Here is a 16,983-nt window from a genome sequence, read left to right as displayed (position 1 = left end):
CAGCGTTGCTCGGTGGTCGCTTCGAACGATGAAGTAGTCCTGTGCGGTCGAGTGATTCGATGGAAGCGCAGGTTCGAATGAGTAGTCCGATCAAGGTTATCGTGCTCGGTGCGGGGATCGGAGGGCTCACCACCGCCGCCGCATTGCGACAGGCGGGCCTCGCGGTCGAACTCTATGAGGCCGCTCCCGAACTGCGTGGCCAGGGATTCGGACTTTCGGTGCAGGCCAATGGGATCAAGGCGCTGCGCGCAATCGGCCTCGGTATCGAGGAGGAGCTGTTCGAGCGCGGTGGCAAGGTCGAGACCTTCCGCTTCAACAACCCGGACGGCACGCCCATCCGAGTACTTCCGGTACACCGCCAGGACGACCGGCTCGGCGCATCGAGCGTCGCCCTGCACCGCAAGGATCTGCACGCGATCCTGCTGCGCGCGATCGGCGACACCCCGACTCATGTTGGCGCACAAGCAACTCGGTTCATCGATGACGGCGACCACGTGCGTGTCGAATTCGCCGACGGCCGCGTCGCCGAGGGCGATCTGCTGATCGGCGCCGACGGCATCCACTCCGTGGTGCGCGCCCAATTGCACGGCCGCGCCGAACCGCGCCCCGGCAATTTCGTCGCCTGGTTGGCCTGCATCCCGTTCGAACATCCCGCCGTGCCACGCGGCTACTCCGCCCACTACTGGGGCACCGGAATGCGTTTCGGCATCCACGACATCGGCCACGGCCGAGTGTACTGGTGGGGCACCATGACCATGCCGGGCGACGAGGCCGCCGATTGGCAGGGCACCAAGGAAGATCTGCGGCGGCTCTATGCCGACTGGGCGCCGGAGGTGCGTGCCTGCATCGATCAGACCGAATGGGCCGATGTGCTCGCCGTGCCCTGCCAGGACCGTCCGCCGCTGGACGGCTGGGGCCGCGGCCGGGTCACCCTGCTCGGTGATGCCGCCCATCCCATGCTGCCCAGCCTGGGCCAGGGCGCCAACTCGGCCATCGAGGACGCGGTCGTGCTCGCCCACACACTGAAGTCCTCGCTGGATCCTGTTGCGGGCCTGCGCCGTTACGAGCAGGTGCGTGCCGAGCGCACCGCCATGTTCGTCAACGGCTCGTGGTCGCTCGGCAAGATCGAGCAGACGACCGACCCCAAGCTGGTAAAGGTGCGCGACACCTACTTCCGGCACGCACCCACCGAATTCTTCCTGCGCGAATTGGGCAAGCCGATGTCGTTCCCGCCGCTGGAGGGACCGACCGTGCGGCTGCCGCGCCAGCTGTCCCCGGTGGAGCGCTGGCACTGGATCGCGGATCAGCTTGCGCCGCTGCATATTCTGGCCCGCGTGCGGGTGCACGGCTCGATTACCGCCGAGCAGGTGCGAACCGGTCTCGATGAAGCGCAGCACCGACATCCGCTGCTCCGTGTCGCGGTGGCGGCCGAACCCGACGGCACCGCACCGCGTTTCGTGCCGGTGCCCACGCCGATTCCGCTGCGTGTGGTCGAATCCGCCGATCCGGATGCCTGGTCGACCGAGGTCGACGAGGTCGAATTGCGCGAACCCTTCGACTGGCACTCCGGTCCGCTCGCGCGCGCCGTGCTCATCACGGATGCGACTGGTGAGACCAGTGATCTGATCGTCACCCTGCACTATGCGATCGCCGACGGCGAGAGCGCGATGTCGGTGGCCAAGCAGGTTCTGCAGATCGCTGCGGGCGATGACGTCGATCTCGAGCCCGCACCGGTCCGGCCGGGTCCGGAGGAACTGTTCCCGGCGAAGTTCCAGGGCGCCAAGGGCTTCGGTCGCACCGTGGGATCGCTGCTGCGCGACCAGAAGTCGCAGCTGAAGCGGCCGCGCCGACTCGAACCGACCGAACTCGCGCCGCCGTCGCTGCGACGCAGCAGGGTCGTGCACCGCAGCCTGGATGCCGATCAACTCGACGCATTGTCCGCAGGTTGTGAGCGCAAAGGCGTCGGCCTGCAGGCCGCACTCTCGGCGGCGCTACTCATCGCGGCGGCCCGCGAGTCGGGCACCTACACCGAATCCTGGTACACCGTAGGCAGTTCGGTGAACTTCCGCGGCCACCTCGACGGCGCGGTCGCCGATACCGAGGTCGGGACCTATCAGGGCATGATCGCGACCCCGGCGAAGTACGCGCCATGGTCCTCGCTGTGGCAGATCGCCGGGGCGATCGAGCGCGAGTACGGCGCAAGAATGGACCGTCGCGACCATCTCGCGGCATTGAGCCTGCTGAAGGTCGCCGCACCGAAATCGGTGGCCGCCAGTGCATCCACGGTCAAGCTGATGGACACCCGCGGTCCAGGTCACCTGTGTATGACATATCTGGGGCGCTACGCGTTCCCGGACAAGATCGGCGCGTGGCAGCTCTCGGGCGCGCAATTCGTCTCGGGCATGTCGGTGAGCGGCTTCATCATGGCCACCGCCAATGCCACGCACGGCGAATTGTCGTTCAACATCGGCTATGTCGAGCCCGCGGTGTCGCGCGAGCGTGCCGAACGTCTTGCCGATGAGAGTGTGCGCGCACTGCTGTCGGTGATCTGACAGGGCTCGCACACCCGTAAACGAGGGCGAATCCCGGCATCTATGTCGATGCCGGTAATTCGCGCTATCTGAAAACTGGATACAAGTGGTAACAGCTATGCGTTTCGGCGTCGTCAGGGGTGGGTCCTGGACAGTTCGCGCACGGTCTGTGCCGCGACTGTCGCGATAGGAGTGACTGTGACGTCGGAAACCAGCGCAAACCCCGAAAGACCAATCGAAGCATGGCCGGTGAGCGCATATCAGCGCGACGTACTCGGCCTGGCATTCCGGCTGGCACCGGAACCCGTTGCGCAGCAGACCTATAGCCTGCGCATGGATGAGCCGCTGGATATCGAGCGGCTGCAGGCGTGCTGGCAGCGCGCCCTGATGAGCGATGACGCATTGCGACTGCGCTTCGCCTTCGAGAACGGCGAATTCCGCCAATGGATTTCGAATGAGATTCCGCCGGTCGAGGTCGTCGACTTGACCGGAGCACCGGACCCCGAGGTGGCCGCCCAGGAGTGGCTGTGGCACGAGGTCGGCGCATCGGAGCGGCCGGATCGGCCCGCACGACTTGCCGCGGTGGTGGATCGGCCGGACCGGTTCTTCCTGTTCATGTCGTTCCATCACGCACTGGCCGACGGCTACGGCATGAATCCGGTCATCGCCACGCTCGATACCAGCTACAAGATGAAAGACGTTCCGCTCGACCAGCTTGCTGTGCCAGAGCCCGCCAACGAGCACACCGACCGTTCGGTGGCCACCTATCGGCGGATCATCGAGGACGACGAGACGTACCGGACCTCCGAGCAGTACACGGCGGACCGCGACGGCCTGCTCGCCGCGCTCGACGGCGTCGAACCCGCGCTGTTCCCCAACCGGACCAGCTCGCCGAGAATCGCCCGCGGACACTACAACACGATGATCTCGGGGGAGTACCTCGACCGCGTCCGTGCCACCGGTGTCACCGTCTTCGCCTATCTGACCGCCGCGGTGGCAACGTACCTCGCCACGATTCACCGGACCGATCGGGTGGTGGTCGGCGTCCCGATGCTGAACCGGCACTCGGCGGAGACCTATCGTACGCAGGGCCACCGCGCCAATGTCGTTCCGCTGCCGGTGCGCGTCGATCGCGACGCGCCGCTCTTGCGGATCGCCGAGCAGGTGACCCAGCAGATTCGAAAGCTCAAGAAGCATCAGCGCTTTCCCTACGGCGAGCTGACCCGCGCGCTGAATCCGGATCCGGCCGCGCCGCCGCTGTACGACGTCGCCTTCTCCCATACGAAGCTGCCGGATGCCGATTACGTCCACGAGCTGATCTCGAAATGGACGGTGCACAATCCGGGTTCGGTGACCAACGCGCTCACCATCGTCACTGCCGAAAACGGCCGGGACGGCTCGTTCAGCCTCCAGCTGTTCTACGACAAAGACATTTTCGACGCGAGCTTCCCGATCGAATCGGCGCTGCGCAGCGTCGGCGAAATGGTCACCGCGTCGCTGGACGATCCGGCGACCCCGGTGGGTGCGCTGCCGCTGCTTTCGGAGCGGGCGAGTGCCGAAGTCGCGGCCTTCGAGGCCGGTCCCCGTATCGAATTCCCCTACACCACCATCGATCGGCTTTTCACCGAAACGGCCGCCGATCATCCGGGCCGCGTGGCGGTCGTATCCGCGGACTCCCGCGAACTGACCTACGCCCGACTGTCCGGTCTGGTCGACGGTTTCGCCGCCCGGCTGCATGAGCTCGGTGCCACCGGCAACGAGTGCATTCCGGTGGTGCTGCCCCGTTCGACCGACATGCTCATCGCGGTGCTCGGCATCCTGCGTGCCGGATGCGCGTACGTGCCGCTCGATCCGGACTACCCGGCGGCGCGTATCGAAACGGTTCTCGCGGACTGCGAAGCGCGGTTCGTGGTCGCCGGAAGCGAGCATGCGCGGGTCTACCGAGACCTCGGCATCACCCGTATCACGGTGGCCGACACCGTGCCCGGCACCGTCGAAAACGTCTCGCATCCACATGATTTGAGCTATCTCATCTACACCTCGGGCTCCACCGGTGTGCCCAAGGGCGTGATGGTCGAGCACCGCTCGGTGGTCAACCGGCTGACCTGGATGCAGCGGCGCTACCCGCTGAGCGCCGATGACGTGATCCTGCAGAAGACGCCCGTCACCTTCGACGTTTCGGTGTGGGAGTTGTTCTGGTGGGCCATCACCGGCGCCAAGGTCGCGCTGCTCGAGGTCGGCGGCGAGCGCGATCCGCGCCGCATCGCCGAGGCCATCGAGGCGAATGCGGTGACGGTCGTGCACTTCGTGCCGTCCATGCTGGCGGCCTTCGTCGACGAACTGGAGGCCGATCGCACGATCGTGCCGCGCATCGCGAGCCTGCGCCGGGTGTTCTGCAGCGGTGAGGCGCTGCCGCCCGCGCTGGTCCGCCGCTTCCACGCCGCCTTCGCCGCGGTCGCTCAACGGCCACCTCAGTTGGTGAACCTCTACGGTCCCACCGAGGCCACCGTGGACGTCTCGTATTTCGATTGCCCGCAAAGCGATTCGCTCGATCTGGTGCCCATCGGCCGTCCCATCGACAATATCGACCTGCTGGTGCTCGACGAATCCGGTCGTCGCATGCCCATCGGTGTTCCCGGTGAACTGAATATCGCCGGAGTCGGCCTCGCGCGCGGCTACCGCGGCCGCCCCGACCTGACCGCGGCCGCATTCGTCGACGATCTGACCGTGCCCGACCGTCGCCGCTACCGCACCGGTGACCTGGCGCGCTGGCTGGCCGACGGCACCCTGGAGTACCTGGGCCGTTTCGATGATCAGGTCAAGATCCGCGGTAACCGGATCACCCTCGGCGAGGTACAGAACGCCATCCTGGACTGTGCGGGTGTGCGCGCCGCGGTCGTCGTCGACGAGCAGTCCGAAACACATGGACTGCATCTGGTCGGATATTTCGTCGGCGATGCGGTGACCGGTGACGAGATCGCCGAACAGATCGCGCTTCGCCTGCCCCGGTACATGATTCCGACCCGGCTGCTGCGCGTCGACCGGATTCCGTTGACGCCCAACGGCAAGACCGATCGCAAGGCGCTGGCACGGGCGGCGGCGGTTTCCGAGCATGCCGAGTTCGTCGGCGTGCCGATCGAACCGCGGACACCGGTCGAGGCCGAGCTGGCACTCCTCTGGCGGACCGTGCTCGGTATCGACTCCATCGGTGTACACGACAACTTCTTTACCCACGGCGGCGACTCCATACTCGCGTTATCGGTACGCACCGCAGCCGAACGCGCCGGACTGTTCTTCGATGTGGATGCCTTCTACGAGCATCCGACCATTGCCGAATTGGCTCGGATCGTCTCGGATGGCCCGGACGGCAACCGGATTCGCATCGCCGATCCATTGGCGACCGTGCCGCTGATCGACCGCGCCGCACTACATCAGGCCGAGGACGCCTTCCCGGCCACCGCGCTGCAGCTCGGCATGCTCTTCCACAGCATCGAGCGCACGGATTCGGTGACCTACAAGGACGTATTCCGCTATCGGTTCGAAATGCCGTGGGACGCCGCGCAATTCCGCGCCGCATTCGACCGCCTGGTCCGTCGTCAGCCCGCACTGCGCTCCTCGTTCGAGCTGAGCAGGTATTCGGTCCCGCTGCAGGTCGTGCACACCGCGATCGAGTACGAGATGGACATCGTCGATCTCTCCGATCTCGATCCGGTGCTGGCCGATCAGGATGTCGAGGACTACACGCAGGAACGCAGGCGCGCCCGGTACGACCTCGCACGCGCACCGCTACATGCCGTCCGGGTATTCCTGCAGCCGTCCGAGGGCACCCGCCAGACCGTGGATCTGGTGCTCAGCTTCCACCACGCCATCCTCGACGGATGGAGTGTCGCGACCTCGGTGCTCGAGCTGCTGGTCGACTACCTGAACAAGCTGGGATTGATCGAAACCGGTATCGATGACACGCCGCATGTGGCCACTGTCCTGGCCGAGTACGCCCAATCCGAAATCGCCGCGGTGCACGATGATTCGGCCCGCGAGTTCTGGCGCGAGGCGCTGGCCGGAGCCGAGCCGACCGCGCTGACCGCGCTCGGTGTCCACGAGGGTGCGGGTGCGCAGGACCCGCAGGCCGCCGCCCTGGTGCCGCGTCGGCTCGCCGAGCGGGTCACCGCCTTCGCCGCCCGGCATCAGGTGCCCGAGAAGGCGGTCTACCTGGCGGCGCACTGCCTGACCTTGCGCACGGTGACCGGCCGCGCCGATATCACCACCGGCGTGGTCAGCCACGGCCGACCGGATCGGGCGGGTGCGGAGAGTGTCGCGGGCCTGTTCCTGAACACGCTGCCGATGCGGCTGGACGATAACGCGACCACCTGGCGTGCGGCCGTAGAGCAAGTAGCGCGCCGGGATCGCGACGCCTACCCGCACCGACGCTATCCACTGCGGTCGATCCTGGCCGACGGCGGGCCCGCGTTCGAGACGGCATTCAACTTCATCAACTACCACGTCTTCGCACCGATCCTCGGTACCGACCGAGTCGTCCTGCGCGACTTCGACGTTCGCGAGGACACCAATTTCCAGCTGCTGGTGACGGTGGCCCATGATCCGCGCGACGGCCGAATGTGGGTGCGGGTCAATGGTGATCACACACTGACCAAGGATCAATGCGAGACCGTCGCGGTGACTCAGCTGCGCATGCTGGCGGCGATCGTCGCGGATCCGGATGCGGCGATCGATCGCGGCACCGGTCCGGCGACCGCGCGCGATGCGGGCACACTTGTCGCCGACGCGGCCGCGCTCAATCCGCACACCATCGCTGTTCAGGGCGACGAATCCAGCCTCACCTACGACGAACTGATCGAACGCAGCGAACGGCTCGCCCGGTGGCTCAACGGTTTGGGGGTCGGACCGGGCGACCGGATCGGCATCCTGATGAGCCGCCGCCCGGAATTGGTGCTGCTGGTGCTGGCACTCATGCGAATGGGCGCGGCCTGCGTGCCGCTCGATGTCAGCTACCCGCGGGCCCGGCTGAATCTCATGATCGACCGCGCCCGCCCGCACCGGGTGATCGCCGACGCCGCCTATGCCGAGATCGTCGACAATGTTCGACTGGTGCTGGACACGGCGGAGGTGTTCGATCCGACGGCTGACAGTGACCTAGATTTCGCTGTCCCCGACTATATTTCGCCTGACGAACTCGCCTACGTGCTGTTCACCTCCGGGTCCACCGGCGAGCCCAAGGGCGTCGCCATGCCGCACCGCGGCCTGAGCACGCTGGTGGACTGGCAGAACCGCAGCCCATCGGGCATGCATCTGGCCAGCACATTGCAGTTGGCGCCGTTGAGCTTCGATGTGTCGTTCCAGGAGATCTTCACGACCCTGGCCGCGGGTTCCACGCTGCGGGTGAGTTCGGCGGATTTGCGCTCCAATGTCGAAGAATTGCTGAATACCGTTGTCGCCGAGGGCATCGAGCGACTGTTCCTGCCCTATGTCGCACTGCAGGCCTTCGCGGAGGCCGTTGTCGCCCGGCGCAAGTTCCCGGTCGAGCTCAAAGTGCTCGCGTCCTCCGGTGAGCAGTTACGCATCACCGACGAGATCCGTGCGCTGTGCAAAGTGGTGCCGGGGCTATTGCTGGAAAACCAGTACGGCCCAACGGAATCTCACGTCGCGACGGTATTTACGCTGGCTGGCTCACCCGACGACTACCCGGCGCTGCCGCCGATCGGACGCCCGGTCGACGGCGATACCGTCGAATTGCTCGACAGCGCACTGCGTCCGGTGACCGACGGTGTGATCGGTGAGATCTACCTCGGCGGACGTTCTCTCGCCCGCGGTTACCAGGGCCGGGCGGCACTGACCGCACAGCGGTTCGTGGCCACCCACGGCGGTGGAATCCTCTATCGCACGGGTGATCTCGGCGTGCGGCTGGCCTCCGGCGATCTCGTCTGCCTCGGGCGCAGTGACAGCCAGGTGAAGATCCGCGGTTTCCGGGTGGAGCCCGCCGAGGTGGAACTGTGCATCCTCGGACTGGTCGAGAAGTATCCGACCATCACCGAGGCGGCCGTGGTGGCACGGGGATTCGGCGGCATCGACGGCGCGCTGATCGCCTTCCTGGCCGGTGCGGCCGAGCAGACCGATCTGGCCGCGTTGCGCCACGATCTACGCGGTGTACTTCCCGCGCATATGGTGCCGTCGCGATTCGTCTTCCTCGACGAACTGCCCCGCACCCCCAGCGGCAAACGCGACGACGGCGCATTGCGCTCGATTGTGGATTCCGCGCCGGAATCGGTTGCCGCACAACGGGAACCGGCCGACGAATACGAGCACTCCGCAGTCGAGCTTCTCGCCGAATACGCGGGTCTACGATCCATCGGCCTCGACGACGACTTCTTCGCCGCGGGCGGCACCTCCATCGGCGCCATGCGCGTGGTGATGGGGTTGTCCCGGCGCTTCGGCGCCGAAATACCGCTGGATTTGTTCATCGGTGCGCCGACGGCCGCCCAACTCGCGGCGCTGATCCGGTCCGGAAATACCCGGCGCACCTTCGACCCGCTGGTGCCGATCACCGTCGGCGGGCACAAGCCGCCGCTGTTCCTGGTGCATCCGATCGGCGGAAATGTGCTCTGCTACTTGACGCTTGCCCGCTATCTCGATCCGGATCGCGCGATCTACGGCCTGCAGGCCGCGGGCGCGGATGCGGGTAGTACGCCGGAGAAGACGATCGTCGCGATGGCCGAGTCCTATCTGGCGGCGGTGCGTCGTGTGCATCCGGAGGGCCCCTACCACCTGGCCGGCTGGTCCTTCGGTGGGAATGTCGCGCTCGAGATGGCGCGGCAGCTGCCCGAGTGGGAGGTGGCCAGTGTGACGCTGCTGGACACCATGGCATTGCGTCAGCAGGCCCGCGAACCCATCGCCGAAGAACAGCTCATTCGCTGGTTCTTCCTCGAATTGCTGTGGTACGCCCGCGGAAATCAGGCCGCGCTCGTCGATTTCGAACCCGGCGTACACGGATCCGAGGAGCTCTTCGATGCGATGCTCGCCGAGGCGATCCGTTCGGGAATTCTGCCCGCCGACAGTTCACCGCAGGCGATCCGGCGGCTCTACGAGGTGTTCTACGCAAACTACACGGCGTTGCTGGAGTACCAGCTCGAACCCTACGACCGCGATATCACCCTGCTGCGCGCCGAGGAGGGCCTGCCACCGGGTGTCGATCTCGCGCACCAGGCCGTCGGTAGCATGTTCGACAGCGCGAACAACGGATGGCAGCAGTACGCGGCCCGGCGCTTCACCCTGGTCCCGGTGCCCGGCGACCATCTGCACATGATGACCGAACCACACGTTCGCGAGGTCGCGGTGCAGCTGGACTCGGCGCTCGCGGCGGCCGATCCGGATCCGGACCGGGAGCTCGGCGCCGAAATGCTCGACGCCTGAGCGGTGTGGCCCAACCGCTATGCCGGTAACGGTTGGGCCGAGGTGCTGTGGCGCGGCACACAGGTAGTTGTTCACGAAGTGTGAACTAGAGTTCCGGGGTGGCCGCAGTGTTCGGGGGCGGCTCTCCATCGTGTGTGCGGGATGGCCAATGCCTGAGTCGATTGCGATGTCGGCCAGCGCTTTTCGAGAAGGAGAGTAGTTGCCGTGAGATTCGCGACGATCGCGCTGTGCTCGGCGGCTGTGGCCGCCACGGGATTCGCAGGTGCCGGTACCGCGCAGGCTGCCGGAAATGCGGTGATCGGCGGCAGTTCCGGTCTGGTGTTCGATAACAACGCCGCGTGCTCGCTGACCACGATCGGCTACGACAGCGACGGGCGCCTGGTCGGGCTGACCGCGGGGCACTGCGCCCCGACCGGTGCGCGATTCGGCGCCGAGCGCTTCCTGGATGCCGGTGTGATCGGGACGGTCGCGTACTCCGATGAGGGTGAAGGCCTCGATTTCGCTGTGCTGCAATTCGATCCGGCCAAGGTCACGCCCGTGCGCAACGTCGGGCCGACCACTATCGCCGGATTCGGTGCGGCGCCCGCACCCGGTGAACCGGTGTGCACGAGTGGACGCAGCAACGGATTCGACTGCGGTGTGGTCTGGGGTTCGCTCGAGGGCACCACCATCAACCAATCCTGCTCCAAGCCGGGCGATTCCGGTGGTCCGGTCACCGTCGGTGATCGACTGGTCGGCATGAATCAAGGGCGGCTGACCGGAATCGGCGGCGTCGGATTCAATATCCCGTGCATCTTCCCCGCGAATCCCATTCACTCACCGGCATTCTTCGCACCGATCGACCAGATACTTCAGGCCGTCGACGCCACCGGCGGTGTCGGCAGCGGATTCCAACCCCTCTGATCCGTCGACGGATTGTGCGCCGCGAGTCCGCGCAGGGCTGCGGCGGTGAATTCGTCGAGTGGGTAGAATAATTCGATCGCGAGCTCGGACAGCGTGACATCGGCCGGTGCGCCGAATGTGGCCATGGTGCTGAACATGCGGAGTTCACCGAACGGAGTTCTGATGCGCAGCGGGACCTCGAACGGATTGGGTTGTGCCGCATCGTCATCGGGTTCGTCGATGAAATCAGGCGGTAAGGGATAGGCGGCGACCTCGTCGTACAGTGTCCGGAGCTCGGCGTCGCCAGTGGCATTGACCTGGCGAGACAGTCGCTCCAGGAACAACTCTCGTACCTGGGTCAGGTTGGCGAGACGGGCCGCGAGGCCGTCCGGGTGCAGCACCAGCCGGTAGACATTCGGTTCCGGCAGCATCAGCGCTTCGGGTATATCGGCCATGAACAGGCCCATGGCGTTGTTGCCGGTGACCACATTCCACAGCCGATCCACCACGACCGCCGGACAGGGCTCGTGCGCGGTCAGCATGATGTCGAGTGCGGAGCGGACCGAGGCCAGGCTCGCGTCGTCGAGACGGCTCTCCCGGTAGGCGGGTGCGTAGTCGGCGGCCAGCAGCAGGGTGTTGCGCTCGCGCAGCGGCACCTCCAGCGCATCGCAGAGCCGCAGAATCATGGCTCGGCTGGGTTTGGCCCGTCCGGTCTCCACATAGGAGATGTGGCGTGAGGAGCTGTCCGCGGCCAGCGCCAGATCGAGCTGGCTGAGCCTGCGCCGCTGCCGCCAGTCGCGCAGCAGGGCGCCGACCCGCGATCCCGTCTGATCTACCGCCACCTGGGCAGGTTAATCAGCGCCGTGTGCGCTCGGCCATGACCTCAGGGGTTATTGAGACCTTCACCTCAGGTCCGGCATGGTCGGTTTCGGAAGCCGATCGGCTGCCGAATCGACAAAGGAGAAGAAGATGAGCACACTCGTCGCACGCACCGATTACCTGCGTACCGTACTGCGCTTGGACGGCTGGGGCACCGGAGTGTTCGGCGTCGTCATGCTGGCAGGGGCGGCTGCGCTGAGCGGGCCGTTGGGGCTGCCGACCGCCTGGTCCATTCCGTTCGGCGTCGCAATGGTCGGCGGCGGACTGGCGCTGCTGCTCATTGCCGGGTATCCAGATCTCGTGCCGAGCCACTCGGTCGCTGTTATCGGGGTCAATGTGGTCTCGGCGTTGGCGCTTCTGGTGCTGCCGTTCTCGGGTCTGCTCGACTTGACCGGGTTCATGCTGATCGGCGCGGTGTGGGTTGCGGTATTCGCGGCGCTGGAGGTGAGTGGGATGCGGCGGGGCGGGTTGTGACGATCGGTGCCGTCGGAAGGTCAAGTCGGCACGATATCGGACATCACCGCAATGAACATTTCACTTTCGAGTCGAGGATCATCCTCTGCGCACCGCTGTTTGCATCCGGTGAAGTCGAAACCTGTTCGCAGGTACAAAGACTCGGCGTGGTGATTGCCTTCGACAACCCAGAGCCGAAGTTCCTCGTGACCATGTGCCCTGGTCCAGTCGATGGTGGCGGCCAGCAGTAGATCCGATGCGCCGGTGCCGCGTGCGCTCGGATTGACCCAGACCGAAACCACGACCGGCGGTCTGTCATCCGACTTGGTGACGATGCCCGCCGAGCCGACTACCCTGCCGTCGCGCTCGGCGACGAACAGCAGCCGCGTTCCCATCCATTGCCGCCACTGCGGCTCGTCCCACCGCGATGCCACCTCGAATGTCGAGGCGAACGTCCCTGGTGGCGATCCCGCCAGGGCATCGAGCCGGATCTCCCGGGCGACCAGCCATTCGTTCCCGCCCAACTGTCGCACTCTCATCCGGCGATCGTGTACCGACACCGCCGCAGCATGCAAACGAACATCTTTTCGGACTTGACGGTCGGTATCGTATATTGCCGAAATATGCGCTCCAGCAACATGATTGCGATGCTCGTATGTTACGGCCGCGTATGCTGGTGTCAGTCTCGGCGCGTTTCGTCCGAGGCGACCGCAATGGCGTCGTTGGCGATGGGGAGTTCGGTAGCACCATCGATTCCGGCGGGGAGGAAGTGGATGAGCGGCAACGGGTTGCGATTGTGGATGGTCACGGCGGCCCGGATCGATGCCGATCGTATCGAGGCATTGCCCGCCGGGGTGGCCGTCGCCGCGGATCTGGAATTGGCCGCGGAGCAGGTATGCGCGCATCTGCCCACGGGTGATCCTGATGCCAGCGGCTATTACCTGATCGCCTCCGCCGCCCATGCGACGACTGCGAGCCGCACCTGGGTCAGTCGGGTGCACCGGCAGAACGAAAGCGCACATTGGATACTGGGTCCATGGACGTCTGCCGCGGAGGCCGCGACTCTGCATGGATGTCCGGCCGTATTGGACGCCGTGCCGATCCGGAAGGATATGCGCTGAGTCGTCGGCTCAGCGTAGTCGCCCGCGACGATTCGTCAGGCGCCCGTCGTGTGCGGCTTGGTTGCGCAGCGATTCGATCGTCTCGGTATCCCGTTCGTGGGCGAGATCCAGCATGGCGAGTCCGGTTTCGCGGATCAGCCCATCCAGGTCGTCCAGCATCGCGGCGATCGCATCGCTGGCCGTCCGCAATTCGGCGGCGCTCGGATCCGGCCGGTCGAAGACCATGCGGAGTTTGTGCAGCCGCAGCCCGGTGTCGAAGAGGCGGCGCACCAGCCGATCGCTGGTATCGGCGAACGCGGTGGCGGTTCCGGATAGCTCCTTGGCGGGGCCGAATGATCGTCGCGGCCTGCGCCACGTGCCTCGGCTGCTGCCCACGCGGGCGCCGGTCCGGGAGCTCGACCGCACATCGTCGGGCATCGAAATCCTCCTGAGTCGTTGCTTCGTATTTTGTGGCCACGTTTCGGGACCCGGAGACGTGGCCATTCTGCTGCGCCCGATTTCGGCGGCGACGAACGGCTCCTTCGGAAAACCGATACCTGTCTATCCTTCGTACCGTGTAATTGCTTGGTAGGCAACATGATCACCGCCTGTCCGAAGTGAGGTGATCGATACGGGCTGCTTCGCATCGCGAACTGGTGGACAATAGGGTATGGCAGTACACGGTGTGCGGGAGTCACGCGAACTGTCGGTCGATACCGCGCTGCACCTGCTGGGCACGATCGGATTCGGGCGTGTCGCGTTCTCGCGCTACGCCTTACCCGCGATTCGCCCGGTCAGCCATGCGTTGGTCGAGGACCATTTGGTCATCTATGCCGACGCTGCGACGACCGGTTCGCTCGATCGTCAAGTCGTGGCCTATGAGGTGGACGCGATCGACCACCGGACCTCGCTCGGCTGGTGCGTGATCGTGACCGGCATCGCCGACACCGTGCGCGACCAACACGAAATCGTGCACTACCAGCAGTTCTTGCCCGCCCGCACGGTCGGTTCCGGTGATCGAGTGACCAGAATCCTGCCCGACATTGTCACCGGAATCGAGTACGTAGGGCCGGACGAGGCCGATCGATAGGCGTTCAAGGTTTCGGAATCCTTTCGGGGAGTAGCGGTTCGAGTTTCGTGAGGAAGCGCGCGAAATGTGGATCGGCGTCGGTGCGGTCGAAGGTGTCGATATCCCACCAGCGTGCTTGCGCGAATTCGCCCGGGTCCAAGGTGTATTCGCGGGTGCGGTCGCCGCGGATGACATACCAGAGGCTGACATCCTGGTGTCCGCTGTGCATGCCGACCGTGGTCGTGACGGTGAGGAACAGAGGTTCGGTCCCGACGACGGTGAATTCGGGATCGATGCCCAACTCCTCGGCGGCCTCGCGTCCGGCGGCGGCCATCGGATGTTCTCCCGGCGAGATGTGGCCGCCGGTCGGCAGCCACAGTCCGGCGAGCAGATGACGGCCGAGCAACACGCTGCGGGCTCGCGGGTCGACGAGCACCACATAAGAGACCAGATGTCGTGGGGGAGTATCGGGTTTGACGCGACGGAACACATCGTCGGTCGAGGCCAGCCAGGCCCTGGTGTCCTCGATGTGCTCCCGCTCGAGTGCATCGAGCGGCGTGATCGCGTCGACGAGATCGGCGACGGTCGCGGTCGCGAGGTTCATGGCAGGTGACTGTAGCCGCAGGCACCGACAGGTTTACTACTCGAGGACGACCGGGCGCAGCCGGGTGGTGTACACCCCGGCGCGATCGAGCGCATCGGCGGCGGCATCGAGTTCGATCATGGTCTCCTCGAAGACTTCTCGCGCCCCGGCAATGCAGTAGGCCGGGGTGGTGAGCGCCCCGATCCCTTCGGTATCGATCAATATTCCCGAGGCCTGCAACGAACCGTAATCGGCATCGAGCCCGGCCAGCTCCCCACGCAGTTCCCGCAGCCGATGAAACAACTGCTGCCGCCGAACCTCCAGTGCCAACGGATCGGTCATCGCACGCTCCCACTTCCGAATTCCCCCGCAATCTACCGCGACCTACCTCGAGGGCTCGAACTCCAGCAGCACCGGTCCCTGCGGAAGAGGGAAGAAGCTGTGATGGGTGTCCGGATCGACGGCAACCCTGTGCGCGCCGTCAGCGAGATGACTCGACCCCAGCGCGTTCGTATGCCCCGCACGCTGCTCGAACAGATTCACCCAGCCGCTCTCGGCGGCCACATACAGCCGCTGCGCCGAGCCGTCGTAGACCAGCACATCGGGAGTCTGGCCGACGCTGTTCTCGCCGACCACGCTCCGACGGGTGAGATCGACCGTGACGAGACGGGCATTGTCCTCACACCCCACGAATATCAGCCGATCGGCCGCATCCAAGGCTTGGCCGTGCGGTCCGGCGCAGCCCGGCACCGGAATCCGATCGGTCACCGCCAGCGTCTCCGGATCGATGACCGCGAGATCGCCGGTGCCCTGCACCGCGACGACCATGCGATCGGCATCGGCGTCGTAGACCACATTGCCGACCTCCCCGCCCAATGGCACTGTGCCACGGACGGTTCCGGTATCCGCGTCGACGACCGTCTCGGTCCCGGCGCGTTGATCCGTGGTCCACACCGTGTCGCGTCGCGAATCGAATGCGAGCCCGTCCGGATAGTCGCCGGTCGGTGTGGTCCACAGGATCGCTCCGGTCTCCGAATCGATGGCCGCGAGCTGGTTGCGTCCTGTCGCGGTCGCGTAGGTCCGCCGCCGCTGCGGGACCGCCAGCACACCGTGCACATCCGGCAGATCCGAGATTGTCCGCACCACCCGATGCGCGCGAATATCGACCTCGACTACCGCGCCCGCACCCATATGCGCCACCCACAGCAGGCCGGATCCGGGATCGAGGCTCATGTAGTCGAATCGGACTGCCGCACCGGGCAAAGCGAGCTGCCCGACCTGACGCAGCGGCAGTGCGTCGGACGGCACGGGAGTACCGCACCCGGTCGCCACCATGACAACCGCGCAGGCCAAGCCCATCCGCCACATCGATCCCATCCGAGCCTCCCGTGGAGGTGGTTTCAGGCTAGTGAATTCAGCACAGACCCGCGAGTTTGTAGAGCACCAGCGATCCGGCGACGGCCACGTTGAGGCTGTGTCCGGTGCCGACCATCGGGATCTCGACGGCCAGATCCAGCAGTTCCAGCCCTTCCGGCGGTATGCCGGTGGACTCGTGGCCGAGCACGATGACAGTGCGTTTGCGGGCGACGGGCAGATCGGCGAGTCGAATGGATTCGTCGGTGAGTTCTACGCCCACGATCGCCGAACCCCCGTCCCGCTGACGCTGCAGCCACCGATCGACCCGCCCATCGATCCAATGCACGCACTGGCGGTGGCGCAGCGTATTGCCGTGGTCGAGCGCATCAGGGACCCAGGGCCGTCGCGGTACCGCCATGCACGCACCGACCGCATCACATGTGCGGAGCAGCGTGCCGAGATTGACACCGTGCTTGGGCCAAAGCGGTGCCGCGAGTAGATGATTCCAACAGCCATGCGAACGCGGACGGCGCTGACGGCGGATTTCGGGGCGGGTGCGCACTCGCGCGGCCGTCACGGGCGCGCGGGAATACCCTTCCCGAGGAGGCGGAAGTCTTGGCGGACAATGAATTCCATCATGATGATGCTTCGCGGCGCATCGGGGCCATCGACGTGGCCGGTCAATCTGACGACCGGCCGTATCGT

The 16,983-nt window shown here is 65.7% G+C and carries 13 protein-coding genes; 6 read left to right on the top strand and 7 right to left on the bottom strand.

Going from position 1 to position 16,983, the window contains the following annotated elements; all coding sequences use genetic code 11:
* The first annotated feature begins 77 nt into the window (after positions 1–77).
* The 3 genes from NP3_RS46155 to NP3_RS11270 all read left to right on the top strand — a co-directional run bounded on the left by NP3_RS46155 (position 78) and on the right by NP3_RS11270 (position 10,859).
* Positions 78–2,552, top strand: a complete 2,475-nt coding sequence (locus tag NP3_RS46155) for an FAD-dependent monooxygenase (protein ID WP_084508451.1) — start codon at positions 78–80, stop codon at positions 2,550–2,552.
* 228 nt (positions 2,553–2,780) lie between these two features.
* A complete protein-coding gene (locus NP3_RS11275; protein ID WP_245720892.1) occupies positions 2,781–9,956 on the top strand; it encodes a non-ribosomal peptide synthetase in 7,176 nt (2,391 codons plus the stop codon).
* Between the two features lie 204 nt (positions 9,957–10,160).
* Positions 10,161–10,859: a S1 family peptidase gene (locus tag NP3_RS11270; RefSeq protein WP_063824741.1), complete on the top strand. Its 699-nt coding sequence runs from the start codon at positions 10,161–10,163 to the stop codon at positions 10,857–10,859.
* On the opposite strand, the gene NP3_RS11265 is transcribed toward NP3_RS11270, so the two are convergent.
* On the bottom strand, positions 10,808–11,680 hold the full coding sequence (locus NP3_RS11265; RefSeq protein WP_063040427.1) for a helix-turn-helix domain-containing protein: 873 nt from the start codon (positions 11,678–11,680) through the stop codon (positions 10,808–10,810). The two genes, NP3_RS11270 and NP3_RS11265, sit on opposite strands and share 52 nt — an antisense overlap.
* A 127-nt stretch (positions 11,681–11,807) precedes the next feature.
* Here NP3_RS11265 and NP3_RS11260 point away from each other — a divergent pair, with 127 nt between their 5' ends.
* Positions 11,808–12,191, top strand: a complete 384-nt coding sequence (locus tag NP3_RS11260; protein WP_063040478.1) for a hypothetical protein — start codon at positions 11,808–11,810, stop codon at positions 12,189–12,191.
* A 20-nt stretch (positions 12,192–12,211) separates the two neighbouring features.
* Here the strand turns inward: NP3_RS11260 and NP3_RS49035 are convergent, their stop codons facing one another.
* On the bottom strand, positions 12,212–12,709 hold the full coding sequence (locus NP3_RS49035) for a GNAT family N-acetyltransferase (protein ID WP_169814481.1): 498 nt from the start codon (positions 12,707–12,709) through the stop codon (positions 12,212–12,214).
* Between the two features lie 234 nt (positions 12,710–12,943).
* On the opposite strand from NP3_RS49035, the gene NP3_RS49030 reads away from it, so the two are divergent.
* Positions 12,944–13,291, top strand: a complete 348-nt coding sequence (locus tag NP3_RS49030) for a hypothetical protein (protein WP_169814480.1) — start codon at positions 12,944–12,946, stop codon at positions 13,289–13,291.
* 9 nt (positions 13,292–13,300) lie between these two features.
* On the opposite strand, the gene NP3_RS11245 is transcribed toward NP3_RS49030, so the two are convergent.
* Entirely contained in the window at positions 13,301–13,708 is a 408-nt protein-coding gene (locus tag NP3_RS11245) for a hypothetical protein (RefSeq protein WP_063040422.1), read from the bottom strand.
* Between the two features lie 232 nt (positions 13,709–13,940).
* On the opposite strand from NP3_RS11245, the gene NP3_RS11240 reads away from it, so the two are divergent.
* Positions 13,941–14,360: a pyridoxamine 5'-phosphate oxidase family protein gene (locus NP3_RS11240; RefSeq protein WP_063040418.1), complete on the top strand. Its 420-nt coding sequence runs from the start codon at positions 13,941–13,943 to the stop codon at positions 14,358–14,360.
* A 4-nt stretch (positions 14,361–14,364) separates the two neighbouring features.
* On the opposite strand, the gene NP3_RS11235 is transcribed toward NP3_RS11240, so the two are convergent.
* The 4 genes from NP3_RS11235 to NP3_RS11220 are packed head-to-tail and all read right to left on the bottom strand — an operon-like array spanning position 14,365 to position 16,840.
* Positions 14,365–14,943: an NUDIX domain-containing protein gene (locus NP3_RS11235; protein ID WP_063040415.1), complete on the bottom strand. Its 579-nt coding sequence runs from the start codon at positions 14,941–14,943 to the stop codon at positions 14,365–14,367.
* 36 nt (positions 14,944–14,979) lie between these two features.
* Entirely contained in the window at positions 14,980–15,264 is a 285-nt protein-coding gene (locus NP3_RS11230; protein WP_063040413.1) for a hypothetical protein, read from the bottom strand.
* Positions 15,265–15,306: 42 nt separating this feature from the next.
* Positions 15,307–16,299 carry a YncE family protein gene (locus tag NP3_RS11225; RefSeq protein WP_063040411.1) on the bottom strand — a complete coding sequence of 331 codons (993 nt, stop codon included), beginning with the start codon at positions 16,297–16,299 and terminating at the stop codon, positions 15,307–15,309.
* A gap of 37 nt (positions 16,300–16,336) precedes the next feature.
* Complete coding sequence (locus NP3_RS11220; RefSeq protein WP_281197370.1) at positions 16,337–16,840, bottom strand: TrmH family RNA methyltransferase; 504 nt, start codon at positions 16,838–16,840, stop codon at positions 16,337–16,339.
* Positions 16,841–16,983: the final 143 nt, after the last annotated feature.

Source organism: Nocardia pseudovaccinii NBRC 100343 (genome assembly GCF_001613225.1).
GTDB lineage: Bacteria > Actinomycetota > Actinomycetes > Mycobacteriales > Mycobacteriaceae > Nocardia > Nocardia pseudovaccinii.
The sequence above is the reverse complement of the archived record's forward strand: the minus strand, read 5'-3'. Positions and strand labels throughout refer to the sequence as shown.

What these genes read in the sequence shown, in the direction of transcription:
- NP3_RS11230 (WP_063040413.1), bottom strand. Translation starts at nt 15,264, where the DNA reads ATGACCGATCCGTTGGCACTGGAGGTTCGGCGGCAGCAGTTGTTTCAT.
- NP3_RS49030 (WP_169814480.1), top strand. Translation starts at nt 12,944, where the DNA reads ATGAGCGGCAACGGGTTGCGATTGTGGATGGTCACGGCGGCCCGGATC.
- NP3_RS11225 (WP_063040411.1), bottom strand. Translation starts at nt 16,299, where the DNA reads ATGGGATCGATGTGGCGGATGGGCTTGGCCTGCGCGGTTGTCATGGTG.
- NP3_RS46155 (WP_084508451.1), top strand. Translation starts at nt 78, where the DNA reads ATGAGTAGTCCGATCAAGGTTATCGTGCTCGGTGCGGGGATCGGAGGG.
- NP3_RS11240 (WP_063040418.1), top strand. Translation starts at nt 13,941, where the DNA reads ATGGCAGTACACGGTGTGCGGGAGTCACGCGAACTGTCGGTCGATACC.
- NP3_RS49035 (WP_169814481.1), bottom strand. Translation starts at nt 12,709, where the DNA reads ATGAGAGTGCGACAGTTGGGCGGGAACGAATGGCTGGTCGCCCGGGAG.
- NP3_RS11245 (WP_063040422.1), bottom strand. Translation starts at nt 13,708, where the DNA reads ATGCCCGACGATGTGCGGTCGAGCTCCCGGACCGGCGCCCGCGTGGGC.
- NP3_RS11260 (WP_063040478.1), top strand. Translation starts at nt 11,808, where the DNA reads ATGAGCACACTCGTCGCACGCACCGATTACCTGCGTACCGTACTGCGC.
- NP3_RS11235 (WP_063040415.1), bottom strand. Translation starts at nt 14,943, where the DNA reads ATGAACCTCGCGACCGCGACCGTCGCCGATCTCGTCGACGCGATCACG.